We start from the raw sequence: 24,603 nt of genomic DNA on the forward strand, positions 1-24,603 counted from the left end.
ATAAAAGCATGAACGCCATAACGACGAACCTGCAGCCCGGAGCCCGCGCACCGGAACCGATGCCCGTCTCGCCGAGCCCAGTCGACAGCGAGCGTACGCCGCTCATCCAGCAGTATCTGCGCATCGCGCTGCGCTGGAAATACGTCATTATTGGCGTGACCGTTGCCTGTGTTGTGCTTGGGCTTGTCATTACTTTGCTGATGACACCCAAATATACGGCGACCACGACCGTCGAAATCGCGCGCGATGCCAATCAGGTCACAAACTTCCAAGGCGTTGAACGTCAGACGAACAGTGTTGATCAGGAGTTTTACCAGACCCAATACGGCCTGTTAAGGTCGCGTGCTTTATCGGAGCGGGTTGCAACGCAGCTTCGCCTCGTTGATGATCCCGATTTTTATACGCTATTCGGTATATCTAGCGATGGCCCGGCGTTTGAGCTTTCAAATGGACGCTACAGCGCCGCAGGGCGTGCTGAGCGTCAACGCGTTGCTGGTGAGGTTCTCCAGCGGAACCTTTCGGTGACACCAACGCGGCTGTCGCGCCTCGTCGACATTTCGTTCACTAGTCCGCGCGCATCGTTCTCGACACGTATCGCGAACGCTTGGGCAGAGAACTATATTCAGACCAATCTTGAGCGCAAGGTTCAGGCGACATCATACGGGCGCAACCTGCTCGAGCGACAGCTTGGCTTGCAGAAGCAGCGACTTGATGAAACCCAGCGCCAACTGGTTACCTACGCCACGCAACAGCAGATCATCAATCTGCCATCGCAGGGCAGCGGCGCCAACGGCGCGGTGACCTCAGAGCGTTCGATTGTCGCGGACGATCTTTCCGCACTTAACACCGCATTGACGCAGGCGATCACCGACCGGATCGAAGCCGAAGCACGGTACCGAGCTAAAAAGGGCGGCACACCAGCTGAGGCGCTTAGCAATGTTGCCATAAACAGCTTGCGGCAGCGCCGCGCGGAGCTTGCCGCGCAATATCAGCAGCTAATGGTTCAGTTCGAGCCCGGTTATCCCAGTGCGAGGGCGATGAAATCGCAGATCGATCAACTCGATCGGGCGATTACTCGCGAGGAATCGCGTGTGTCAGGCTCGATCGAAGGTGCCTATCGCATCGCAGCTGCTCGCGAGAACTCGCTTCAGGAACGCGTCAACCAGCTCAAGTCGAGTTACCTCGACAACCGTCGGCGTAGCATTCAGTATAATATTTACCAGCAGGAAGTAGACACCAACCGCGCGCTCTACGACGGTCTGCTCCAGCGCTATAAAGAAATTGGCGTTGCCAATGGCGTAGGGATCAACAACATCTCTATCGTTGATATTGCCGACGAGCCGCAGCGGCCATCTAGCCCCCGCCTTTTCCTTAACCTACTCATCTCGCTCTTGGCTGGCCTCGCATTGGGTGCCGCCGCGGCTCTTATCCTTGAGCAAATGGACGAGGCGTTTGGTGACCCTGGCGAGGTGGAGCGCCGCCTTGGGCTCGCTTTGCTTGGGTCAGTACCGAAGGTTGCTGATAACAGCTCGCCACGCGACGAGCTGATCGATCGTAAGTCCGATCTTGTCGATGCCTATCTCGCCATCAGTACAAATCTTGGCTTTACCACCGAGCATGGTGCGCCTCGTTCGTTGTCGGTCACGTCGACGCGCCCCGGCGAGGGAAAGTCGACGACCGCGCTTGCGCTTGCGATAATGCTAGCTCGTGCCGGGAAGCGAGTGATCCTCATCGACGCCGATATGCGTGCGCCGTCGGTTCACCACCTTGGCAATGTCGGGCACGAGCGTGGCCTTAGTAACTTCCTTGCTGGCGAAGACGCTATCGAGCCTTTGACGTTCTCAATGGTCGATTTTGGGTTCACCGCAATGTCTGCAGGGCCAATTCCGCCAAATGCAGCGGAGTTGTTGACAGGCAACCGCCTTGCTCGATTAATCGAGCGGCTACTTGAAGATTACGATCACGTCGTAATTGACGGGCCACCGGTGATGGGCCTCGCTGATGCACCGTTGATCGCTGCGCGCGTAGAGGGTGTTATATACGCAGTTGAGTCGCATGGTATTCGTGCAAGCCAAGTGAAAACTGCACTAGGTCGCCTCGCTGCCGCCAACGTCCGTATTTTTGGCGGCGTGCTGACCAAGTTCGAGTCGCGGCGTGCAGCGTACGGTTACGGGTATGACTATGGGTACGGCTACGGTCGCGATAAGAAAGGCGAGCGCTGAGGCGAACGACATGCCGCGCTCGCCTATTCGTAAGCGTCGCTCACGCAAAGCGTGGGCTGGGCGGATCGCGCTTGCCTGCGGCGTTGCCTTGCTTGCACTTCCGAGCATTACGTTCTCGATTGCGCAAGTTACCGCTAAGACACGTCCTGCGGCTGCCGACGCAATTTTTACCTATGACGGCCGCCTCACCGCGCTACATGCCAGTGCGCTGGTCACCCCCGAAGCTACCGCGCGTGACCGTGTCGAGGTACAAGAACTTTCACGCACGTCGCTGCATCACGATCCAACTGCGGTAATTGCTGCGGCCAATCTCGGGCTTGCTACGGTGGACGGTAACATAAAAGGCGGACGACGCCTCCTCGCTTACGCACAGATGCTGTCTCGCCGGAACGTTCAGACGCAATTGTGGTCGATAGAGGATGCTGTCGCTCACAACGACGTTGTAGGAGCGATGCGCTGGTACGACATCGCGCTACGCACAAAGCCAAAAATGAGCGATCTGCTCTATCCGGTTTTGACTCAGGCTACGCACGATCCTGCCATCCGGACCGCGCTAGTGAACACGCTAGCCGCTAAGCCGCTTTGGACAGACAGTTATATTACCTATGCCGCGGGGCAAAAGGACGATCCTGAAAATACCGCAATGCTTTTCTCAGCGCTCCGCGGGCGCGGGATCGCGGTGCCCGAACCTGCGCGTGCCGCAGTAGTCAATGCCTTGCTTAATGCTGGCAAGGCCTATGAGGCTTGGAGCTATTACGCGAAAATGCGGCCTGGCGCCGATCGCCACCGCTCGCGCGATTCACGCTTTGCCGCATTGCTTCAGACGCCGTCATTGTTCGATTGGACGCCGGTCAACGACGGCAGCATCTCGACGTCGATCCAGCGCACACGTGACGGCGGTTCGTTCGAGTTCTCGGCGCCAGCGAGTATCGGCGGAGCAGTGCTTCAGCAGGTTCAACTCTTACCGGCTGGCACGTACCGCGTTGCCGGACACAGCAGTGGGATAGAGCAAGAAGCCCGCGCGCTTCCATACTGGAGCCTAATATGTCGCAGCGACGGACATGAGCTCGGTCGCGTCGCCGTGCCAAGTTCAGCGACGTCGAACGGCGTGTTCGCAGGTACCTTCACTGTACCGGCTAGCTGCCCGGTACAGGTGCTCACGCTGTTTGCGCAGCCATCGGACGCGACCAGCGGCATATCGGGTCAGATCGACCGTATAGTACTTGCACCAACCGGTTAGGGTAGAACGCCTCGGCCTATTTTGCGGTAATGATCAATGTGTTAAAGGAAACGTTATCTCCCGAACCTCGCGCTGATCATTGTCTCTCATGTTACTACAACAGAAACCTTTAGAGCGGCTAATAGGAATAGTACGTTCGGGACTCCCGTCATTTCGCTTAAGGCATGTCTTTTTTGCGGTATGACGTAACTGACTGTATCGAGCGCGTAACTCCCTGCTTTTCGCGTCTCAAAGCAAACGTGATGCGCTAAACTCTTTGTAATGATTTTTATGCGAGTCGACATGGTGCACGAGCAACGATCCGTTCTCAATTCTTCGTACATCTGGCTCGATCGTATTCGGTATCGAGTAACATTTGGCGTCATATTTTGCGTAATTATCCCTGTATTGTTTAGGCAATATATTTTCGATGTTTCGATCTTTTCTCCGACACAATATAATACTGCTATTGGTGGATTGTTTTCCATTTTACTCGGTTACATCGGGTACCGAAGATTACACGTATTCCCAGGAATCGCGTCAGGCGGCTATATTATAACGAGCTTTACAATTATGTTCGGAATGCTATCGTTGATACTGATTTTCTTTCGGATTGACTATAGCAGGGGGCAGTTCCTTGTTAGCTACCTACTTTCGATAGCGTTTTTCGCGTTTCTCCATTTTAAGATCGACAATCACAAAAGGTTGGTTTTTGGTATCGTACCAGGCGGGGCGACGGACCGGCTCGACCGGATCGATAACGTTGTATGGCATCAACTCGAGCAGTTCCCAGGACCAGTCTCGGAAATCGACGGCGTCGTCGCAGATTTGAACCACGATCACAGTGACGAATGGGACGTCAGGATAGCTGACCTAGTTCTGCAAGGTGTTCCTGTTTATCATGTAAAACAGGCGGTAGAGCAGCTAACCGGTCGAGTAGAAGTAGAAGCTTTGTCAGAAAATACGCTTGGGTCGATCAACCCGAACGACGTTTTTCTAAAGACTAAGACCATAATTGATGTAATCCTTGCTACGATAGGTATCATTCTTCTCGCAGTACCAATGATTTTGGTGGCTTTGGTGATCAAAATTGATTCACCTGGCCCGGCGTTATTTCGCCAGATCCGCGTCGGGTTTCGCGCGAAACCTTTCCTCGTATACAAGTTCAGGACCATGCGTCACGCGGCGCCGGCTGCGCCATCTAGCGCACGAAATGCAGCAATCACGCTGGATAACGATCCACGGATCACCCGATTAGGACGTTTCCTTCGACGTTCGAGGCTCGATGAGCTGCCACAGCTCTTTAACATCATCAAAGGCGACATGAGCCTCATTGGGCCGCGGCCCGAGGCATTGGCTCTGTCGGAATGGTACGCGACCGAACTTCCTTTTTATCATTACCGGCACATCATCAAACCTGGCGTTACCGGATGGGCCCAAATCAACCAGGGCCACGTCGCCGACGTGGCGGATGTTCGTGAAAAGCTCCATTATGATTTCTACTACGTTAAGAACTACTCCGTCTGGTTGGATATCCTGATAATGATCCGGACGGCGCAGACCATGTTGACGGGTAAGGGGGCAAAATAGGATTGCCGTTGAGCATATCGCCCTATCGATGCCCGAGAAGTCGATCGGCGACGCGTAAGTCCTAGCTATTACCCTGATCCTTACCGCTATTGCCTCGAGGAAGCCTCCAGCACTATGAAGCCGAGCATTTCCGTTGTCACCGTAAGCTTTAATGCAGCCGCGACCATTGCTGATACGCTTACCAGCGTAGCCCAACAGACCGGTGTGGATTACGAACATATCATCGTCGACGGCGGATCACGTGATGGCACAATGGACGTTGTCCATCAGCACGCTCATGACCGCCTGTCCGCGAAGAGTGAACCTGACGCTGGCATCTACGACGCCATGAACAAGGGCGCAGCACGTGCGACGGGCGATTATCTCCTGTTCCTCAACGCAGACGACTATCTGGCACGCTCCGATGCCTTGGCGCTCGCGGCAGAGAATCTTGGCCGAACGGACTCAGATTGTCTGTTTGCCGATACTCAGTTTGTCGTCGAAGGTGGCAATACAGCGCGCCAGCGTCTCTATTCGGCCCGTAGTTTTGCGCCGTGGTGGCTCAGGGTCGGCGCGCAACCGCCGCACCCGTCGATGTTTATGCGCCGCGCACTCGTTCGCGATCTAGGTGGCTTCGACACGAGCTATCGGATCGCAGGCGATTTTGATCTGGTTGCACGCGCGGTGCTCGGTCGTGGCGCCAGCTTTGCCAAGCTGCCAGTCGTACTAACCCATTTTCGCCCAGGTGGCGTATCGACCGCAGGTATCAGCTCGAAGCTTATGCTCAGCCGCGAACTGGCACGTAGCCTTCGGGAGCTCGGTCAACCGCTAAGCCGCGGTGCAGTATGGCTGCGCATGCCGCTCAAATTGTTGCAATTCCGCCGGCCCCGCGCCTGAGCCTTCCTGCCACGTCCCGAAGGACCACACCTTGTCTAAAGGTGCTCATTCCGGGCATAGGAGCATTATGACACGAACCCTCTGCATTCGCCGTTCGTGCCGCGCCGCGGCCCGATGCGTCACTTCCCCCGCGGCAGCCCGCTAATGACGCCCTCGGTTTCTTGGCCGCAGAACGATGCCTTCGATCCTCGTTCGCTGCGCGAGACGGTACTTGCGATGGCACGCGCCGGCAATACTGGCCACGTCGGCTGCGCCTTCTCCATCGTGGAGATCATGGCAGTGCTGTACCGCTCGTTCGTGCGCTATCCCGGCGGCGATCCTCGGCATCCTGATCGCGACTATCTCGTGCTCAGCAAGGGGCACGGTGTCATGGCGCAATATGCCTGCATGCGCGAGCTGGGTTGGCTGAACGACAAGGAGCACATTGAGCGCTACTTTGGCGACGGCAGCGATCTTATGGGGCTATCGGACTCGCGCACTCCCGGGCTTGAAGTATCGTCGGGCTCGCTGGGCCATGGCTTCTCGGTCGGCGTCGGGATTGCAGAGGGGCTGCGCCGGCGGGGGACCGATCAGCGCGTGTTCGCGATCGTCGGCGACGGTGAGCTCAATGAGGGGCCGATCTGGGAAGGAATGTTGTTTGCAAGCCATAACAAGCTCAGCAACCTCATGATGATCGTCGATGCAAACGGGTTCCAGGCAATGGGTCGCACCGACGACGTCATGGAACTGGGCTCGATCCGGCAGAAGCTGGAAAGCTTCGGCTTCGAGACCGCGGACGTTGACGGACATGATCAAGGCGCGCTCGAGACGGCGATCCGCAGGCTGATCGCCAGCAATTCCCCGCGTCCCAAGGCGCTCGTTGCGAAGACGATCAAGGGCAAGGGGGTGCCCTTCATGGAACACGACAACCAGTGGCATTACCGCCATCTATCGGCACAAGATTACGAGGCTTCGATCGAAGCGCTGCGCTCGGAGGTGGCATTGTGAGAAGCGCATTCTCCGCCGCCCTCACCCGGCTTGGGCGGGACAATCCCGACGTTCTTCTGATCACCGGCGATCACGGCTACGCGCTGTTCGACGAGTTCCGGAAGGCATGCCCCGACCAGTTCATCAACGCCGGCATTGCCGAGCAGAACATGGTCGGCATGGCGGCGGGACTTGCCCGACTGGGGTTTAGGCCGTTCGTCTATGGCTTGAGCGCCTTCGTACCGATCCGCGTGGTCGAGCAGATCAAGATGGACATCGCGCATGACGACCTGCCGGTCGTTCTCTTGGGGGACGGTGCGGGCTTCGTGTATAGCCACCTAGGGCCGAGCCATCAGTCCGCCGAGGACATCGCCTGCGCGCGTTCGGTGCCCGGCCTTACTGTTCTCTCCCCAGGCGATCGCTACGAGATGACGGCCTGCATGGATCTTGCCTATGACCTGCGCGGTCCGGTCTACATGCGCATGGGCAAGGCCGATCGCGGCGAGGTTCACGCCGGGACGCTGTCACCGCTCGTGGTTGGCGAACCAATCTGTGTACGCGCCGGACCAGCTGATGCGCCTGCGCTGTTGGCGACAGGGGCCATGCTGACAACGGCAGTGCAGCTGGCAGAGCAGCATGGGCCAATGGCAGTATGGAGCGTGCCCTCGATCAAGCCGTTGTCGACGGAGGCGATTGCCGCGATCGCGCGCTCGAGTAGCGCGATCATCGTTATGGAAGAGCATTCGGTCCACGGTGGACTCGGCGCAGCGGTGACCGAGATTGTGACTGAGGTAGAGCCTTGCCGGGTGCTCCGCATCGGTATCCGCGATCGCTTCTCCAAGCATTGCGGCAGCTACGACTATCTCCTGCGCGAGCACGGACTTGATCTGGCCAGCGTGAAGGAGCGCGTGGATGCCTTCACCGCTACTGTCTGAGCCGATCGCTATGGATGGCCGCCGGGTCTTCGTGACCGGCGGCACGGGGTTCGTAGGACGCTCGCTACTGGACTATTTTGCGGAGTCTGCGGCGCAGCATGGCGCGAACTTCGAAGTGATCGTGCTGTCACGACAGGCCGACGCGTTTCTGGCACGCTTTCCTGTCTATGCCGAACAGTCTTGGTTGCGCTTCGTAGCGGGCGATCTCGACACGTTGCCCGATATCGGCCGGTTCACCGATCTGATCCATGCCGCAGCCGATACGCATCGCACGGGCGATCGTATCGTCTGGTTCCATCAACTCGTCGACGGAACCCGCAAGGTGCTGGATTTTGCTGCGCGGGCAGGCGTCGTACGAACCTTGTTCGTCAGCTCGGGCGCCGTCTATGGTGGCAAGGGGGATAACCTCCCCACCGAAGCCGACGCAGTGCATGCCCCTGCCCTGGCAGAGACGGCATCCGTCTACGGCCAAGGCAAACGCGCCGCAGAACATTTGTGTGCGCTGTTTAACGAACAGCATGCCATCGGCTGCGTGATTGCGCGGTGTTTTGCGATTATCAGCCCACACATGCCGTTGGACGGACCCTATGCCGCAGGCAACTTTATCCGCGACGCACTGTCGAACGAGTGTGCCGCGATCGACATCGCAGGAAATCCCGAGACGCTCCGTTCCTACATAGATGGACGGGACATGGCGCATTGGCTTTGCGTCATATTGTCGCACGGTGTCGCAGGCGAGGCGTACAACGTCGGCTCGGACGAGGCGGTCTCAATCGCGACGCTGGCGCGCACGGTCTGCACCGCGCTGTCCGTCGATAAGCCAGTCCGGGTAGATCCTGCCGCCACCACACGGCCGCACTCTGTCTATGTTCCTGCGATCGGCAAGGCGCGCGCGCTTGGCCTCCGGATTGAAACGGGACTGGAAGAAGCGATACGGCACGCTGCGGTCGAGCGCTGCTAGAGCTACAGGACCAACACTCGTGAAGAAAACGATCGGCACCATCAGAGGCATCATGGGCCTCGATTTCCATGTCTTCAGCACTGTGGTGCTGCGTGGATGGGGCATTGGCGCCGGATTCCTCACGACCTTATTGCTGCCAATCCTGCTTTCGGCGACCGAACTCGGCTATTACTTTGCCTTCGCCAGTATATTGGGTTTGCAGGTATTCTTCGAGCTCGGGTTCAACCAGGTCATCACCCAGATTGCCGGGCACGAAGCGGCGGAACTCGCGGTAGATGAGGATGGGAGCCTGAACGGCGCGAGCATTCATCTGGCCCGTTTGGGAGCTCTTTCCAGTCTCACCCGTCGCTGGTATCTGGTTGCGGCAGCGGCCTTCGTTCTGGGGGTCGGTCCGGCAGGCCTGCTGTTCTTCGGCCGCAATCATACGCTGTCGCCAGAGGTCTGGGCGTTGCCCTGGCTCACGCTCGTGCTGGTGACTGGCGTTAATCTGTACCTCAGTCCGCGGCTGGCCTTTCTTGAGGGATGTGGCAGGATCGGCAATGTCGCGCGGATGCGACTCTACCAATCGCTGGTCGGCTATGGCTGTGCCTGGATCACGCTAGGGGTCGGGGGCGGAATATGGGCAGCGGTATGCGTACCGCTCGCTGCCGGCATTGGCACTGCCTGGTGGTTGTATAGCACGCGCGGTTTCGGGCGGCGGTTCACGATACCGTTGAGCAATGAGAACACCATGTCGTGGCGACGCGATATCCTCCCACTGCAATGGCGTATCAGCCTCAGCTGGATAAGCGGCTATTTCATTTTCAGCCTGTTCACGCCGCTCATCTTTAGCACTGCCGGTCCCATCGCAGCAGGGCGGTTCGGACTGTCGATGGCCATCTTTACCGGTCTCTCTACGGTCAGCATGAGCTGGATGTATGCCAAGGTGCCGGAATTCGCGCGCCATGCGTCGCGCGGCAATCTCGACGCACTGGGCCAGCAGTTCCGGCCAGCTGCCCTTCGGGCAGTCGGGGTCACCATCGCGCTGTGCCTTTCGTTCGTGATCTTGGCACAGATCGTCGTGCGAATACGCCCCGACGCAGCGGCACGGCTCCTTGGACCAACCGACTTGCTGCTGCTTGCGATCGCGGTCATTGCCAACGCCGTAATCTCGTCTGCGGCGACCTACATGCGCGCGTTCCGCGAGGAGCCCATGCTGCCGGTCTCGATCGGCGCTGCAGTCTTGACGTGCGTTGCCGTATACGTCGGATCCGATGTCAGCGTCACTGTCATGCTGGCGCTGTATGCAGGCATTACCGCTGGAATCACGTTACCATGGACGATATTAATATTTCGTCGCTACTCGGCGCAGCAAAGGACGCGGATGGCCGGAACGGGGCCAGCCGCGCTGTGAACACGGCCCTGTCCATCGCCCTGCCGACGTTCAATCGAGGACCGCTCCTCGACACCGCTCTGGCTCGATTAATAGCCACGGTCGCTCCCTATGGCATACGGATCCTGGTATCTGACAACGCCTCTACGGACGACACTGCGGCTGTCGTGAAGCGACATGCAGCCCATTACCCATTGCTTGATTATGTCTGCAACGCGGAGAATCTGGGCCCTGACGGCAATTTCGAAGCCGTGCTGCGACAGACGTCTACCCGCTACGTTTGGTTGCTAGGCGATACGTATGAAATCGAGGCTGCTGCTTTGCAGCGCGTTCTCATCGCCGCCACAAGCGAGCATACGTTCGATGCAATCATCGTCGACGTTGAGCAACGCGCAAAGGCTATTCCCGAACAAATTTACACCGACCGCAATGCGCTACTCGCAGAACTCGGCTGGCACATGACCTGTATGTCGGCACTGATCTTGAATCGCGATCTGGTCAACGCGGGCGCTTTCGAACGATATCGTGATACCTCATTCATCCATGTTGGTATCGTCTTCGATCATATTTCCCGACGAACGCCTTCGGTCCTTTGGTTGAACGGACGGGGTGCAAAAACCCTGCGGATCGTCGGCCAGACCAAGGTCAGCGTCTGGGAGCAACGGATTTTTGAGGTGTGGATTGACAGATGGACAGGCTTCGTGCTGTCGCTGCCGGCGACCTACGATCTGCAGCCAAAACTTGCATGTATCGCGCTTCACGCTCCATCCAGCGCGTTGTTCTCGCTTGCCAATATCGTAAAGCTGCGTGCGAGTGGCATTCTCACGATCATGAAAATAACCCCTCGATGGAACGCGTTGCGCCTGGCGACGGGTCGGACACGTTTCCTATTGCTGATCTGCGCGCTCGTACCAGTGTCTCTTGCCCGGCTTGCGGTAAACATTCGGAGTCCGCGACCATGACGCGTACGAAGCAGATCGTTGCTGGATGTGTCATCCTGTATGAATGCGATATCAGTATCGGGGCCAATCTGGCGACCTACGCCGATGACCTTGATATGCTGGTTGTCATCGACAATTCCGCCTCGCGTGATGAAGCTATCGTCGCAGCGGTAAGCGCTCATGCCAATGCTGAATATGTGTTCAACGGTGCCAATCTCGGTATCGCAGCTGCTCTCAACATGGCAGTGGATTGGGCGCGTGCGCGCGGCGCCGACTTCCTGCTGACGATGGATCAGGACAGCAGCTTTGACGACGTCCCGTTCCATGCCTTTCGGGATCGCGTCTTATCGCTACCGTTCGTAGAAGACCTAGCCATCGCCGCCCCCAGCTTTCTCATTGAGGACACTATGGCGACGACCGTCGTCGACAGTCACACCGTCATCACGTCAGGCAGTATCCTCAGCCTAGCCAACCAAGCTCGGATAGGGTCGTTCGACGAGCGTCTGTTTATCGACGAGGTCGACCACGATTACTGCTTGCGCGCCCATGATTTGGGACTGCGCGTCGTCACCTTGCCGGATGTGCGACTAGAGCATCGACTGGGGCAATCCCGGACGGTGTCAGTTTTGGGGAAGACCGTTCGTTGGAATGTCCACGCCCCCATTCGGCACTACTACATGGTTCGCAACGGCCTCTACATGGCATCAAAACACGGACGCCGTCATTTTCGCTATTCCGCAGGCCGGCTGGCCAGCCTAGGCAAAACGATCGCAGCCGCACTTCTTTTGGCACCGCAGCGCGGAGAACGGTTCGGCATGGTGGTTCATGGCATGCGCGATTACCTTAGAATGCGGATGGGCCCCCGGGGCAACGCCGTATACTCGCGAAGTGCGTCAAGTAAACATCAGCCGGATAGAGATCGATCCGATGCATAATTTTCTAGAGACGCAGCCTAATAAGCCAAATAATAGGGCGCCCGCACGCCAAACATCGCTTTTTTATAGGCCGTTCTTTTTAGCCTATTGTATATTCACGGTATATTTTTACTTTACCGTAATACAACCATACCTTGCTTCAGGCGATGTCTATGGTCCACGCCTTCTTGCGGACTCCATCACATATGAGGCAATCTGTACTATCGAGCGCGAGTTTCTCGATTTAGCTACTATTCGCGACATTGGCCCCTGTCTCGGGTTATGGATATTTTCCTATAATTCCGGACTGCTTTCGTTTGTCAACGCGGGCCTTATAGTATTGTCTGTTATATGGTTAGCCAAGACGTACGGCCGAGCGTGGGAGCCTATGCTCGCCTTAGTATTGATAAATCCCATTACTTTTTGCAGCATTTTTGGTGCAAATAAAGAGGTATTTGCCCTTACGTCGTTTGCAATGCTAGCAATATTCATACGATCGCGGTCCTTACTCGCCCTGTGCATCTGTCTTGTTACGGCTTTATTTACCCGCCTTCCCGCATTTGCTACAACTGTCTCCTACTGCCTGCTTTTGGTAATAGTGTTACCGAGATCGGGTAATATTAGCGCAGGTATCAAGCAGAGATATTGGTTTATAATTGCCGGAATGGTAGTTTTTACGACACTTGTCTCTGTTGTTTTCGGTGAAGCACTACAGCTTAACTTGCTTGGCGACTTTTCTACAGCCGAGGATGTCAGCCGATCTACCGAGTTTTCTTTATCTCTTAACAGTCTGTCCGCGTCAGGACTTTATACGGTCGTATACGTTATGCGACTTTTATTAAATTTTTATAGCGGGGCAATAGGGTTTACCAACTTTCTACAAGGTGAAGGTGCAAATTATTACACCGTTGCTGTAGCTGGCTCATCAACAATCTTTATCTTTCTTAGCGGGCTCCTCGTTTACCGAGGCGTACCGAGTGATATATCCAAGACAGCCGATTTCTGGAATATATTACTGTTTATTGTCTATGTTACGATACTTCTGTGTTTGTCTCCAGTAATCCAACATCGCTATTTCTTCGGGATTTACATCATACTGGTTTTATTCACCTTTAATAAGAAGGCTGAGTCTTATGAGTAGCCACATAACGAAGATTATTTGTCAAACTTTGTAAATGGGTGGCATAAGTGTGAAGACTAGAAATAGAGACACCTTTTCAGCAGATCGTGTTGGCATTAGCGTTGTGATGGCAACATATAATGGATCTAGATATTTACGGCCGCAGATTGATTCCATTATCTCACAACTTAATGCCGAGGACGAACTCGTAATTAGCGACGATCGATCTAGCGACAAAACGCTTGATATTATTAGAGAATATGCCAGCGATCAAGTGCGAATTATCAAAACGCCAGGGAATTTGGGTCCAATTCGTAATTTTGAACATGCGCTTGCCCAAGCCCGGGGACGCGTCATTGTGCTATCGGATCAAGATGACGTATGGCTAGCAGGTCGTCTCTCTGTTGTTCGCGAACATTTTTCTAGGGATACGATGCCCTATGACCTTCTAGTACTTGACAGCGATATTGTTGACGGCGATCTAAAACCTACTCAAGGGTCGTTATTCGAGCTGCTTTCTGCCGGACCAGGCCTCATCAAGAACGTTGTACGCAACACCTATGTCGGATGCCATATGGCTTTCCGGCGCGAACTCCTTGACGTCGCCATGCCATTCCCACGAGCTATTCCGATGCACGACGTCTGGCTGGGACTTGTCTCTGAAAGTCTGGGTCCAGTGACTTTCAAACCTGGCGCAACGATGTTGTTTCGTCGATCGGGCGATAATTATACCCAGTCGCGCTATTCGACGATTCGACGGTTAACCTGGCGGATTGGATTGATGACGTCGCTCGTCCAGCTTCGGTTGAGCACTCGGTTTCGCGAGCGATCAAATAATGGCACGGCGGAGAAGGTGACATGACCGACGCGCGTACGGGCATTAGTGGCATAGTTCTGACCCGTAATGAGGAAGCTCATATTCGGCGCTGTCTGCGGAGTGCCCGGCGGGTATGCGACGTCATCCACGTGATCGACTCGAACTCAAACGACCGCACTCGTGCAATTGCCGAGGAGGAAGGTGCGGTAGTGCATACAGGCGATTTTACCTCCTTCGCACAGAAGCTAAATTGGGTCAGCGAAGAGATCGACTTCGATACCCCGTGGGTAATGCGCATCGATGCAGACGAGGTCCTGTCGAGTAATCTTGTTGCACAATTGCCGAGCTTTCTCGCGCAGCAGCCAGGCACGATCAATGGTGTGTTCGTGCGGCGCCGTTTATGGTTCATGGGCCGCCCAATGCGTTTTGGTGGCGTTTACCCCCGCCATTCAATGCGCCTGTGGCGCCCGCGCATGGCGCGTTGCGAGGTGCGTGCGCTCGACGAGCATATGCTGCTGAGTGGTGGCACAAGCACGACGCTTGAAGTTGATATCGATGATATTCCGCTAACCGATCTAGCGCTGTGGATCGCCAAGCACAATGAATACTCAACCCTCGAGGCTCGAACAGCGGCACATGATCGGGCGGCAGACTCCGAAAATGCTCTTCAGCCACGTTTTCTCGGCAACAAGAATGAACGTATCCGCTGGTTGAAGGAGAAGGTTTTCTACAGGATGCCACCGTTCATCCGTCCCCTCGCTTACTACATCTATCGCTACTTTTTCCTGCTGGGCTTCCTTGATGGGAAGGCCGGGTTCATATTCCATTTTTTGCACGGCTTCTGGTACCGCTTCCTCGTCGATGCGAAGCTTGTTGAAGCGCGCTGGCGTAACGCTGACCGATCCACTCTGCCGGCAGAGACGTCGAGGCGCCTGCCGTGACGTTCCCGAATCTAACGCGGCGCTCGACACTTGGCTTTCTGCGCGCGGTGCTCGCGCCCTACCCTGCAGTCCACGTGGGTGACGCGCTGGCCGGGGAAAGCGCGCCAACGCCCGCGCTAGCCGCGCGCGCGGATGGCATTGCCTTTGTTCAGGCTGGCGCAGGAGCGCAAATACGCAGCGTGGAGGCCAAGGCACGCGAAATCGTCTCGGTGGTCGATTTCGGAGCCAAGGGGGACGGCGTGACGGATGATACTGCCGCCTTCAACGCGGCGATCGCAACCGGCAAGGCTGTCTCCGTACCCTATACCGCTGCTGGTTACGCAGTGGCGAACATCAACGTCGTCGACAATATGCAGGTGGTTGGCGAAAAAGCGGGAATGGCACTCGCGCCGACGTTGATCGTTGCCGAGTCAAATGCGGCGGCCTTCCGAAACGGTGCCAGCAAGAGCATCTTTCACTGTGTATTCGAAAATCTCGCGTGCCGCGCCGGCCCCCGCGTCGTCAACGCATCGTTTTACGCGCAGGCAAAGCGCACCGACTATAGTGCGTATTTCTCGTTCCGTCAGATCGAAACCTACGGAAATCTGCGAGCAAGCTATGTCGGCCTTTTCATCTTCGCGGTGTGGGATCGCTGCCGCGACGGTTATCTTGGAACAGGAACGGACCGAGAGCATAGTGCGATCGTAGCGCTGGCAGATACCTACGGTCAGCCCAATCGCCAAAACCTCAACCGCATCAAGGATTCGATGTTCTTCAACGCGTTCGGGGGAGAGGCCGCGATAACCGGTTCCTATGGAACGTTGTGGACTATCGAAAATAGTAATTTCGAGGCGCTACGAACGCGTGCGTTCGCTGCGTACGACATCGTCAAAGTGCATTTTTCGAACTGCTGGTTTGAGGGCATCAATGCGCCCGCAATCGTCCATGTAGGCAACTTTCCGGGAACTCATGCGGCTTCAACCGTCGCATTTGATTGCTGTATATTCGCTCTGACGGGATCTGCGCGGCGTGTTGTGACTGTGGAGGCACAGGGCAGCGTCGCGCTACGGGGCAACATGTTCAACCCGATTAGTGGCGGCGTTCGCCTGTGTGACACGGGCGCGCGGATCACGGTCAACGAAGACAATCTGGCAGGGTCTGGCGCTGGAGCGGCCGATTTCTTTACCGGGACGCATCAGGATAGCTATCTAAACGGGCGGCGTCAGATCAACGGTGCGAGCGACAACAAGGTCGCCTCTATGACGTTTCAGAACGAAGGCGGAATCGCGGCGACGCAGGGCTTCATGTCGCGCGCTGACCTTCGTGTCGCGTCGTCTTTCGTGACCGTTGCCACTTCTCAAACTGGACTGGGCGGAACGTGCATCGTCTCGGGCTATGATTCCAATGGTGGGGCACAGTTCCGCGTCATCAAGGATTGGCAAGGCGCTACAGTTCGGGATGTCGTGCCACAGCTGAATGCAACCGGCAGGGCGTTCGCGTTCCGGGCGTCAGGCAAGGATCTTCAAATGAAGGTCGATACTGGCTCGCTGATCGTCTTCACAACAATGTTGCACTAGTGGCCCCACATGTCGACAAGTCGACATGTGGGGCTGGATCTTAGAAGTTCAGCCCGAAGAATTCTTCGAGCTTGCTGCCGACATAGTCGAAATGCTCCGCACCAAGCGCCGGATACAGACCAATCCAGAAGGTGTTGTTCATCACCCGGTCGGTCTGTGTCAGGTCGCCGACGACGCGGTAATTGACGTGCTCGAAATAGGGCTGGCGCGTCAGATTGCCAGCGAACAACAGGCGCGTGCCGATCTTGTTCTGGTCGAGGAAGCGAGTCACGTCGACGCGCTTGGCATCAACGCCGTCGCGCAGCATCAGCGGGAAGCCGAACCACGAGGGATCCGAATTCGGCGTCGCCTCGGGCATGATGAAAATCTCCTCAAGGCTCTTCAGGCGCTCGGTAAGCAGCGCGAAATTGCGCCGGCGTGCGGCGATAAAGCCTTCTGCACGGTCGAGCTGCGCGAGGCCGCAAGCGGCCTGCATGTCGGTGATCTTCAGGTTGTAGCCGAGGTGCGAGTACACGTACTTGTGGTCGTAGCCGAACGGCAGCGTGCCGTGCTGCTGGCCAAAGCGCGAGCCGCAGGTGTTGTCGCAGCCGGGTGCGCAATAACAGTCCCGCCCCCAATCGCGGATCGATTCAATCAACGGGCGCAGCTCGGCCGACTTGGTGAACACCGCACCGCCTTCGCCCATCGTCATGTGATGCGCTGGGTAGAAGCTGAGCGTTGCTACGTCGCCCCAGGTGCCGACCAGCTTGCCGTCATAGGTTGCGCCGAGCGCATCGCAGCAATCCTCGACTAGCCACAAATCGTGCTCGTCACAGATCCGGCGGACTTCAGCGAGATTGAACGGGTTGCCGAGCGTGTGCGCGATCATGATCGCACCGGTCTTCTCCGTGATCGCCGCCTCGATCAGGCTGACATCGATATTGTAGGTCGGTACTTCGACGTCGACGAATACCGGGATGAGGCCGTGCTGGATTGACGGGTTGACCGTGGTCGGGAAGCCGGCCGCGACGGTAATGACTTCGTCCCCGGGCTTCAGGCGACGATCGCCGAGCTTGTGGCTGGTCAGGCACGACAGCGCCAGCAGGTTCGCGGACGAGCCAGAGGTGGTGGTCAGCAGGAACGGCGCGCCGACCATCTTGGCGAGCTTCGCCTCGAATTCGGTGTTGAAGCGACCGGTGGTCAGCCAGCCGTCGAGCGACGCTTCGACCATCATCTCGATCTCGGGTGCACCGATCACCTTGCCCGCGGGCGGGATCACGGATTCGCCAGGCACGAAAGGCTTGGGCGCAAATTGCTGCTCGGCATATTGGCCGACTAGGGTACGGATCTGCTTGCGAAGTTCGTCAGCGGTCATTGAATAGGTCCTATGCGGAAAGGGTTTGGCTGGCGCCGGCGAAGCGCTCCAGCTCTTCAAGCGAATAAGCGTGCATATCGGCCCCCGACATCCAAGCGCGATGCCAGGCAACGATCCGGTCGAGGGCTTCGGACAAGGACCAGCGCGGTTGCCAGCCAAGCCCGAAGCGCGCCTTGGAGATGTCGAGTTTGAGGTAATTGGCCTCGTGCGGCTGAACGGACTCGTCGCGAGTCCAGTCGGCGCCCTCGCCCCAGCGCGCGCACATGCGTTCGACGATCCACTGCACCGGCTGGGCATCCTCGTCGCGCGGACCGAAGTTCCACGCTTGGGCGGCGGTAGGATCCGCCCATAGCGCTTGGCAGAGCACGAGATAGCCGGACACCGGTTCTAGCACATGCTGCCACGGCCGGGTCGCGAGCGGATTGCGGATCAACACTGGATCACCGTCAGCGACGGCACGCAGGATGTCCGGGATCAGGCGATCGGCCGCCCAGTCGCCCCCGCCGATGACGTTGCCGGCACGGCCGGAGGCAAGCGCGGGCTGGCCATCGCCGGTAAAGAACGACCGCCGATAAGCCGACGTGACCAGTTCGGAACACCCCTTCGAGTTGCTGTACGGATCATAGCCGCCCATCGCCTCGTCTTCGCGATAGCCCCAGACCCATTCGCGGTTCTCGTAACATTTGTCGGTCGTCACCACGCAGACGGCGCGGACCGACGATGCCTTGCGGACCGCCTCGAGCAGGTGGACGGTGCCCATGACATTGGTAGCATAGGTGCCGACCGGATCGTCGTATGAGGCGCGCACCAAGGGCTGCGCCGCCATGTGAATGACGATCTCAGGATCGGCCGCAACCAACGCAGTCTCTAGCGCTTCGCGGTCGCGGATGTCGCCGATGATCGACGTCATGCCGGCCGCGACGCCAGCGACTTCGAACAGCGCCGGGCTAGTCGGAGGAGCGAGCGCGAAGCCTGTAACCTTGGCCCCCATCTGCTGAAGCCAAAGCGACATCCAGCTGCCCTTGAACCCAGTATGGCCGGTCAGGAAGACGCGCTTACCCGCCCAGAAGGCAGGGTCGACATCGCCCTTGGACGCGACCGGCGCAGTCACGGCGGAAGGCGTTACCATATCCGCCACGGGGCCTTACCGCTCTGCCAGAGGCTTTCGAGGTGCTGCTTGTCACGCAGCGTATCCATTGGCTGCCAGAAGCCATGATGCTCGTACGCCATCAACTCGCCGTCGGTGGCTAGTGTGCGCAGCGGTTCCTGCTCCCACGTAGTCGAATCGTCCTTGAGATAATCAAGGACCTTTGGCGACAGCACGAAATAGCCACCATTGATCATGCCACCGTCGCCCTGAGGCTTTTCAAGGAATTCAGTGATTTGGCCACCCTCGATCTGCAATGCACCGAACCGGCCCGGCGGATAGGTCGCGGTTAGCGTCGCCGCCTTGCCGTGGCTGCGGTGGAATTCGATCGACTTGGTGATGTCAATGTCGGCAACACCGTCGCCGTACGTGAAGAAGAAGAACTCTTCGTCCTTAACGTAATCGGCAACGCGCTTTAGGCGACCGCCGGTCATTGAATCGTCGCCCGTGTCGATCAGCGTGACCTTCCACGGCTCCGCGCGCTTTTCGTGCACGATCATCTCGTTCGCCTTCATGTCGAAGGTGACATCGGACATGTGCAGGAAGTAGTTCGCGAAATACTCCTTGATTACATAGCCCTTGTAGCCGCAGCAGATGATGAACTCGGTGACGCCGTGCGCGGCGTAGATCTTCATAATGTGCCACAAGATCGGGCGACCGCCGATCTCGATCATTGGCTTGGGGCGCAGGCTCGTCTCTTCGGCGAAACGCGTGCCGAGACCACCGGCCAGAATGACTGCCTTCATTGTCCTACCTCAGTTCGAGCTGACAAATGCGTCGGAGAAGAAACGCTTGGCCGGAAGACCCAGCGCCAGAAGTGCCTCTCGTGCAGATGTGATCATGGCGTTCGAGCCACATGCATAGACGACCGTGTCATCGGGATCGATCCCTTGACGGATCGCTGCGTCGTGAACATACCCTCGGGCGGCGCTCCAATTGGCATCAGCTCCCGATAGCAAGTGGTGGACGCCGACGTCGAGACCCAATCCAACCGGGTCCCAGCAAAAGCTCTCGGCTTCGCGGTTGCCCCAGAAGACGGTGAGACGGTGCTGCGCGGCCCGTTCGGGATTGGCCGCCAGTTCCTCAAGCAATGCCTTGACGGGGGCAATCCCAGTGCCGGTCGCGAGAAACACGATATTAGTAGGCCCCTCCTCACGCAAAAAGAAGGTTCCGAACGGGCCCTCGATCCGCAGCAGGTCGTTGGCCTTGGCGCGCTCGAACCAGTATTCGCTGAGTACGCCACCTTTGTAACGCTTGATTATGAGTTCAAGCTGACCATTGGCGCACGGGGCGTTGGCGAGCGAATAGCTGCGGCGCACCCCACCTTCGGCGATAACATCGATATATTGGCCTGGTAGAAACCGCATCGGCGAAGTAGGCGGCGTTTTCAGGACGACGCGGACGATATCGTGCGCTAGTCGCTCGATCGAAACGATCCGGCTTGCCATCGTCTTGATCTCAAGCCCGGCAAGCCGGTCGAGCGGTTCGATGTCAAGCGCCACGTCATTCGTTGCCACGCGGCAACAGGTCAGGATCAGGCCGTTGCGTGCCTCTTCGGCGCTGAGGCTTTCCTCCGTACGGAGAACCTCAGTCGCGCCCGTGAGCAGTGGAGCCTTACAAATTCCACAGCGGCCCGTGCGGCAACTATATTCGAGCGTCACGCCTGCATTGCGCGCCGCATCGAGGATCGAGACGGTGGGATCCGCCGTGAAGGTTTGGCCGGTATTGAGCGTTACAGTTGGCATGCGTTGCAGGCTGTTAGTTGATTTTCTAGGACAGTCCAGCATTTGTGCGCCCGGCAAACCGCCGCGGTCGCACCCTATCGCCGATGCCATGCGTTAACCGATATAGACTAGGAGATTTTATGACGACTTATCGCATTATCGTCGAAGGTACCGAGAGAAACTTCGAACATGCGTTCGACGGCGAGCCGCAGATTAACCTGACATTCGAAGATGATGGCGTCGTCTACAGGGTTACAACCCGCGCGCACGACGAGGATGACACGCTACCACCAACGCTTCATGCCCAGGTTGCCTGACCCCACCTCCTCGACCGTCTCTCAAGTCTTGTTAAACATACGACATTATGAGATGATTTGAGGGCTGAAATCGTCGTTCCTGTCTTCACCCCGATCGTGCATATCCTGCCGGGTAGCCTTTGCAGCGGCCTTGCCCTAACGGGCATCGCTATCAATCGGGCGGCAAGAGGAAGACGTAAATGACCAGCCCTGTTCAGCTAATCCACCCCCGCCGCTATGGCGACGCGCGCGGTTGGTTCACCGAAACATATAATCGCGACACGTTCGCGGGGCTCGGCATTGACGTCACGTTCGTTCAGGACAACCACTCACTTTCCGCTCCCGCATTTACCTTGCGCGGCTTACATTTTCAAACACCGCCGCGCGCGCAGGACAAACTCGTGCGATGCATCCGCGGGCGTATCTTCGACGTCGCTGTCGACATACGAGCGGCCTCCCCTACCTATGGCCAATGGGTTGGTGCAGAGCTGTCAGCTGAAAACGGTCATCAGCTTTTTGTTCCGGTCGGCTTCGCGCATGGCTTTCTGACGCTCGAGGACAATTGCGAAGTTAGCTATAAATGCTCAGACACCTATGCGCCCGAGTCCGATGGCGGAATTCGTTGGGACGACCCGGCAATCGGCATTAATTGGCCGATGCCTGTCGGGACTGTCCCCGAACTGAGCGCCAAGGACATGGTGCAGCCCGCGATAAAAGATTTTAACAGCCCCTTCCCCTATGACGGCCGGCCGCTCGCGCCTCTCGCCTGAAGGACAGACTAATGCGTATTTTCGTCACCGGCGGGGCCGGCTTCATCGGTTCGGCGCTCGTCCGTCACCTGATGGAGAACACCGACCATGAAGTCCTCAACTTCGACAAGCTGACCTATGCGGGCACGCTGACGACCGTCGAGCGCGTCGCGAGCTCGAACCGCTACCGCTTCGTCCAGGGCGACATCTGCGACGCCGAGGCGGTCCGCGCGGCGATCGCCGAATTCAAGCCCGATGTTATCACGCATCTCGCCGCCGAGAGCCATGTCGATCGATCGATCGACGGCCCCGGCGCGTTCGTGCAGACCAACGTCGTCGGCACCTTCACGATGCTGAGCGAGGCACGCGCCTATTGGCTGTCGCTTGGCGACGCGGCGAAGGCGGCATTCCGCTTCCACCACATCTCGACCGACGAGGTTTACGGCTCGCTCGGCGACACCGGGTTGTTCACCGAAGAGACCCCGTACGATCCGCGCTCGCCCTATTCGGCGTCGAAGGCGGGGTCCGACCATCTCGTCAGCGCCTGGGGCCACACCTTTGGCCTGCCCGTGCTGATCACCAACTGCTCGAACAATTACGGGCCGTATCACTTCCCCGAAAAGCTGATCCCGCTGATGATCGTCAAGGCGCTCTCGGGCGCCGACCTGCCCGTCTATGGCAAGGGCGATCAGGTCCGCGACTGGCTGTATGTCGAGGATCATGTCCGCGCGCTCCACGCGGTGTTCGAAAAGGGCGAGCCCGGCCGGACCTACAATGTCGGCGGAAACAACGAGAAGCAGAATCTCGAGGTCGTGAAGACCGTCTGCACGATCCTCGATCGCCTCCGCCCGCGCGCCGATGGCCAGCCTTACGCGACGCAGATCACCTATGTCGCCGACCGCCCCGGCCACGACAAGCGCTATGCGATTGACGCGACCCGGATCAAGGACGAGCTCGGCTGGGAGCCCGCCGAGACGTTCGAGACCGGCATCGAGAAGACTGTCGCCTGGTATCTCGACAACCAGGACTGGTGGCAGGCGATCGTCGCCGAGCACAAGGCCGACCAGCGTCGCGGGCTTTCCGTATGAAGCACGTCCTCGTCACCGGCGGGAACGGGCAGCTCGGCACCGAGCTCAAGCGCTATGTCTGGCCCGAGGGCTGGGCGGTCACCGCGATCGACATCGACGAGCTCGACCTGCGCGATACCGCGGCGATCGCCGCAATGGTCGCGGGCGGCCATGACGGCACGCCCTGGGCCGCGGTGATCTCGGCCGGCGCCTATACCGCGGTCGACAAGGCGGAGAGCGACATCGTCACCGCCTGGGCGGTCAACGCGATGGCGCCCGCGGCGTTTGCCGAGGCATGCGCAAAGGCGGCGATCCCGATCGTCCAGGTCTCGACCGATTACGTCTTCGACGGCGCGCGCGAGGGCGCATGGGACGTCACCGATCCGGTCGCGCCGCTCGGCGTGTACGGCGCCTCCAAGCTTGGCGGCGAGCTTGCGGTGCGGACCTCGGGCGCGCGCCATGCGATCGTCCGGACCGCCTGGGTGGTCAGCGCGCACGGCAACAACTTCGTGAAGACGATGCTGCGCGTCGGCGCGACCAACCCGCGCCTGCGCGTGGTCGACGACCAGCATGGCAGCCCGACGTCCGCGGCCGATCTCGCGGCTGCGCTCGCGACGATCGCGATGCGCCTCGTCGAGGATCCCGCCGCGCCCACCGGCATCTATCATTTCAGCAACGCCGGCGCGGTCACCTGGGCCGGTTTCGCGCGCGAGATCTTCGCGCAGAGCGCGGCGCGGGGCGGGGCCAGCGCCGAGGTCGAGGGCATCCCGACCAACGAATACCCGACGCCTGCGACGCGCCCGGCAAACTCGTTGCTCAGCCATGACGCGATCACGCGCGACTATGGCATCCATCCGCCCGCGTGGCAGACCGCGCTCGGCAACATCCTCGACGAACTGCTCGGGGCCCCCAAGAAGGACATCTCCCTATGAAGGGCATCATTCTCGCCGGCGGATCGGGCACGCGGCTCCATCCGGCAACGCTCGCCGTGAACAAGCAGCTGCTGCCGGTCTACGACAAGCCGATGATCTATTATCCGCTGTCGGTGCTGATGCTCGCGGGTATCCGCGACATCCTGATCATCTCGAGCCCCGAATATATCGACAATTACCGCCGCCTGTTCGAGGATGGGTCCGCATTCGGCCTCGCCATCTCCTACGCCGAACAGCCCAGGCCCGAGGGCCTCGCCCAGGCGTTCACGATCGGTGCTGACTTCATCGGCGACGACGATGTCGCGCTCGTGCTCGGCGACAACATCTTCTTCGGCGCGCACCTGACCGATCTGCTGGCGAGCGCAGTCGCACGCAAGGGCGGCGCGACAGTGTTCTCCTACCGCGTCGAGGATCCCGAGCGTTACGGCGTGGTCGAGTTCGGCGAAGGCGGCAAGGCGGTCAGCCTCGAGGAAAAACCCGCAAAGCCAAAGTCGCACCATGCGGTCACAGGCCTGTATTTCTACGACAACCGCGTCGTCCAGTTCGCGCGCGATCTGAAGCCCTCCGCCCGCGGCGAGCTTGAGATCACCGATCTCAACCGCCTGTACATGGACGCCGGCGACCTGTTCGTCGAACAGATGGGCCGCGGTTACGCCTGGCTCGATACAGGCACACACGACAGCCTGCTCGAAGCCAGCGAATTCGTGCGCACCATCCAGCACCGCCAAGGCATTCAGGTCGCCTGTCTCGAAGAGATCGCGTATAATCAGGGCTTCATCACCGCCGATCAGGCGCGCGAAGCCGGCGAACGGTTCAAGAAGACAAATTATGGACGTGCCATCTTGAATGCGGTGAGCGGATCATAACCGTGTTCCACGGTTCATGAGGCCGGATCAGTATATTG

Annotated in this window: 23 protein-coding genes; 19 read left to right on the forward strand and 4 right to left on the reverse strand. The window is 58.3% G+C overall.

Translation table 11 applies throughout. The features are described 5' to 3' along the window. The first annotated feature begins 8 nt into the window (after positions 1 to 8). The 14 genes from U1737_RS06885 to U1737_RS06950 all read left to right on the forward strand — a co-directional run bounded on the left by U1737_RS06885 (position 9) and on the right by U1737_RS06950 (position 16,430). On the forward strand, positions 9 to 2,222 hold the full coding sequence (locus tag U1737_RS06885; protein WP_332796119.1) for a GumC family protein: 2,214 nt from the start codon (positions 9 to 11) through the stop codon (positions 2,220 to 2,222). Positions 2,223 to 2,232: 10 nt separating this feature from the next. After that, entirely contained in the window at positions 2,233 to 3,462 is a 1,230-nt protein-coding gene (locus tag U1737_RS06890) for a hypothetical protein (RefSeq protein WP_332796120.1), read from the forward strand. A 570-nt stretch (positions 3,463 to 4,032) separates the two neighbouring features. Then, complete coding sequence (locus U1737_RS06895) at positions 4,033 to 5,031, forward strand: exopolysaccharide biosynthesis polyprenyl glycosylphosphotransferase (protein ID WP_332796121.1); 999 nt, start codon at positions 4,033 to 4,035, stop codon at positions 5,029 to 5,031. Positions 5,032 to 5,145: 114 nt separating this feature from the next. After that, on the forward strand, positions 5,146 to 5,907 hold the full coding sequence (locus tag U1737_RS06900; RefSeq protein ID WP_332796122.1) for a glycosyltransferase family 2 protein: 762 nt from the start codon (positions 5,146 to 5,148) through the stop codon (positions 5,905 to 5,907). 144 nt (positions 5,908 to 6,051) lie between these two features. After that, positions 6,052 to 6,894, forward strand: a complete 843-nt coding sequence (locus tag U1737_RS06905; RefSeq protein WP_332796123.1) for a transketolase — start codon at positions 6,052 to 6,054, stop codon at positions 6,892 to 6,894. Further along, entirely contained in the window at positions 6,891 to 7,808 is a 918-nt protein-coding gene (locus U1737_RS06910) for a transketolase family protein (protein WP_332796124.1), read from the forward strand. Before U1737_RS06905 ends, U1737_RS06910 begins: the two co-directional genes overlap by 4 nt. Before the next feature lie 10 nt (positions 7,809 to 7,818). Beyond that, entirely contained in the window at positions 7,819 to 8,769 is a 951-nt protein-coding gene (locus U1737_RS06915; RefSeq protein WP_332796125.1) for an NAD-dependent epimerase/dehydratase family protein, read from the forward strand. A gap of 19 nt (positions 8,770 to 8,788) precedes the next feature. Next, a complete protein-coding gene (locus U1737_RS06920; protein ID WP_332796126.1) occupies positions 8,789 to 10,162 on the forward strand; it encodes a hypothetical protein in 1,374 nt (457 codons plus the stop codon). Next, a complete protein-coding gene (locus tag U1737_RS06925) occupies positions 10,084 to 11,103 on the forward strand; it encodes a glycosyltransferase family 2 protein (protein ID WP_332796127.1) in 1,020 nt (339 codons plus the stop codon). Before U1737_RS06920 ends, U1737_RS06925 begins: the two co-directional genes overlap by 79 nt. Further along, positions 11,100 to 12,017, forward strand: a complete 918-nt coding sequence (locus U1737_RS06930) for a glycosyltransferase (RefSeq protein ID WP_332796128.1) — start codon at positions 11,100 to 11,102, stop codon at positions 12,015 to 12,017. Before U1737_RS06925 ends, U1737_RS06930 begins: the two co-directional genes overlap by 4 nt. Before the next feature lie 367 nt (positions 12,018 to 12,384). Next, positions 12,385 to 13,137 (forward strand): hypothetical protein, encoded by a 753-nt coding sequence (locus tag U1737_RS06935; protein WP_332796129.1) that lies wholly within the window; start codon positions 12,385 to 12,387, stop codon positions 13,135 to 13,137. Positions 13,138 to 13,243: 106 nt separating this feature from the next. Further along, positions 13,244 to 13,978 (forward strand): glycosyltransferase family 2 protein, encoded by a 735-nt coding sequence (locus tag U1737_RS06940; RefSeq protein ID WP_332796130.1) that lies wholly within the window; start codon positions 13,244 to 13,246, stop codon positions 13,976 to 13,978. Continuing rightward, a complete protein-coding gene (locus U1737_RS06945) occupies positions 13,975 to 14,874 on the forward strand; it encodes a glycosyltransferase family 2 protein (RefSeq protein WP_332796131.1) in 900 nt (299 codons plus the stop codon). The genes U1737_RS06940 and U1737_RS06945 overlap by 4 nt, the downstream gene beginning before the upstream one ends. Further along, the gene (locus U1737_RS06950; protein ID WP_332796132.1) at positions 14,871 to 16,430 is read left to right on the forward strand and encodes a glycosyl hydrolase family 28-related protein; all 1,560 of its coding nucleotides are present in this window, start codon (positions 14,871 to 14,873) and stop codon (positions 16,428 to 16,430) included. The genes U1737_RS06945 and U1737_RS06950 overlap by 4 nt, the downstream gene beginning before the upstream one ends. 40 nt (positions 16,431 to 16,470) lie before the next feature. Here the strand turns inward: U1737_RS06950 and rfbH are convergent, their stop codons facing one another. The 4 genes from rfbH to U1737_RS06970 are packed head-to-tail and all read right to left on the reverse strand — an operon-like array spanning position 16,471 to position 20,766. Continuing rightward, complete coding sequence (gene rfbH, locus U1737_RS06955; RefSeq protein WP_332796133.1) at positions 16,471 to 17,784, reverse strand: lipopolysaccharide biosynthesis protein RfbH; 1,314 nt, start codon at positions 17,782 to 17,784, stop codon at positions 16,471 to 16,473. 10 nt (positions 17,785 to 17,794) lie between these two features. Continuing rightward, positions 17,795 to 18,895, reverse strand: a complete 1,101-nt coding sequence (rfbG, locus tag U1737_RS06960) for a CDP-glucose 4,6-dehydratase (protein WP_332796134.1) — start codon at positions 18,893 to 18,895, stop codon at positions 17,795 to 17,797. 11 nt (positions 18,896 to 18,906) lie between these two features. After that, a complete protein-coding gene (gene rfbF / locus U1737_RS06965) occupies positions 18,907 to 19,677 on the reverse strand; it encodes a glucose-1-phosphate cytidylyltransferase (RefSeq protein WP_332796135.1) in 771 nt (256 codons plus the stop codon). 9 nt (positions 19,678 to 19,686) lie between these two features. After that, positions 19,687 to 20,766 (reverse strand): FAD-binding oxidoreductase, encoded by a 1,080-nt coding sequence (locus U1737_RS06970; protein ID WP_332796136.1) that lies wholly within the window; start codon positions 20,764 to 20,766, stop codon positions 19,687 to 19,689. Between the two features lie 29 nt (positions 20,767 to 20,795). Between U1737_RS06970 and U1737_RS06975 the strand changes: the two genes are divergently transcribed. From U1737_RS06975 to rfbA, 5 genes are all read left to right on the forward strand, one after another. Continuing rightward, positions 20,796 to 20,972 carry a hypothetical protein gene (locus tag U1737_RS06975; RefSeq protein ID WP_332796137.1) on the forward strand — a complete coding sequence of 59 codons (177 nt, stop codon included), beginning with the start codon at positions 20,796 to 20,798 and terminating at the stop codon, positions 20,970 to 20,972. 179 nt (positions 20,973 to 21,151) lie between these two features. Beyond that, positions 21,152 to 21,721 (forward strand): dTDP-4-dehydrorhamnose 3,5-epimerase, encoded by a 570-nt coding sequence (rfbC, locus tag U1737_RS06980; RefSeq protein WP_332796138.1) that lies wholly within the window; start codon positions 21,152 to 21,154, stop codon positions 21,719 to 21,721. A gap of 11 nt (positions 21,722 to 21,732) precedes the next feature. Then, positions 21,733 to 22,788 carry a dTDP-glucose 4,6-dehydratase gene (gene rfbB, locus U1737_RS06985; protein WP_332796139.1) on the forward strand — a complete coding sequence of 352 codons (1,056 nt, stop codon included), beginning with the start codon at positions 21,733 to 21,735 and terminating at the stop codon, positions 22,786 to 22,788. Further along, complete coding sequence (rfbD, locus tag U1737_RS06990) at positions 22,785 to 23,699, forward strand: dTDP-4-dehydrorhamnose reductase (RefSeq protein ID WP_332796140.1); 915 nt, start codon at positions 22,785 to 22,787, stop codon at positions 23,697 to 23,699. Before rfbB ends, rfbD begins: the two co-directional genes overlap by 4 nt. After that, the gene (rfbA, locus tag U1737_RS06995) at positions 23,696 to 24,565 is read left to right on the forward strand and encodes a glucose-1-phosphate thymidylyltransferase RfbA (protein WP_332796141.1); all 870 of its coding nucleotides are present in this window, start codon (positions 23,696 to 23,698) and stop codon (positions 24,563 to 24,565) included. The genes rfbD and rfbA overlap by 4 nt, the downstream gene beginning before the upstream one ends. Positions 24,566 to 24,603 lie beyond the last annotated feature (38 nt).

The sequence above is a fragment of the Sphingomonas fucosidasi genome (genome assembly GCF_036663855.1).
Lineage (GTDB): Bacteria > Pseudomonadota > Alphaproteobacteria > Sphingomonadales > Sphingomonadaceae > Sphingomonas > Sphingomonas faeni_B.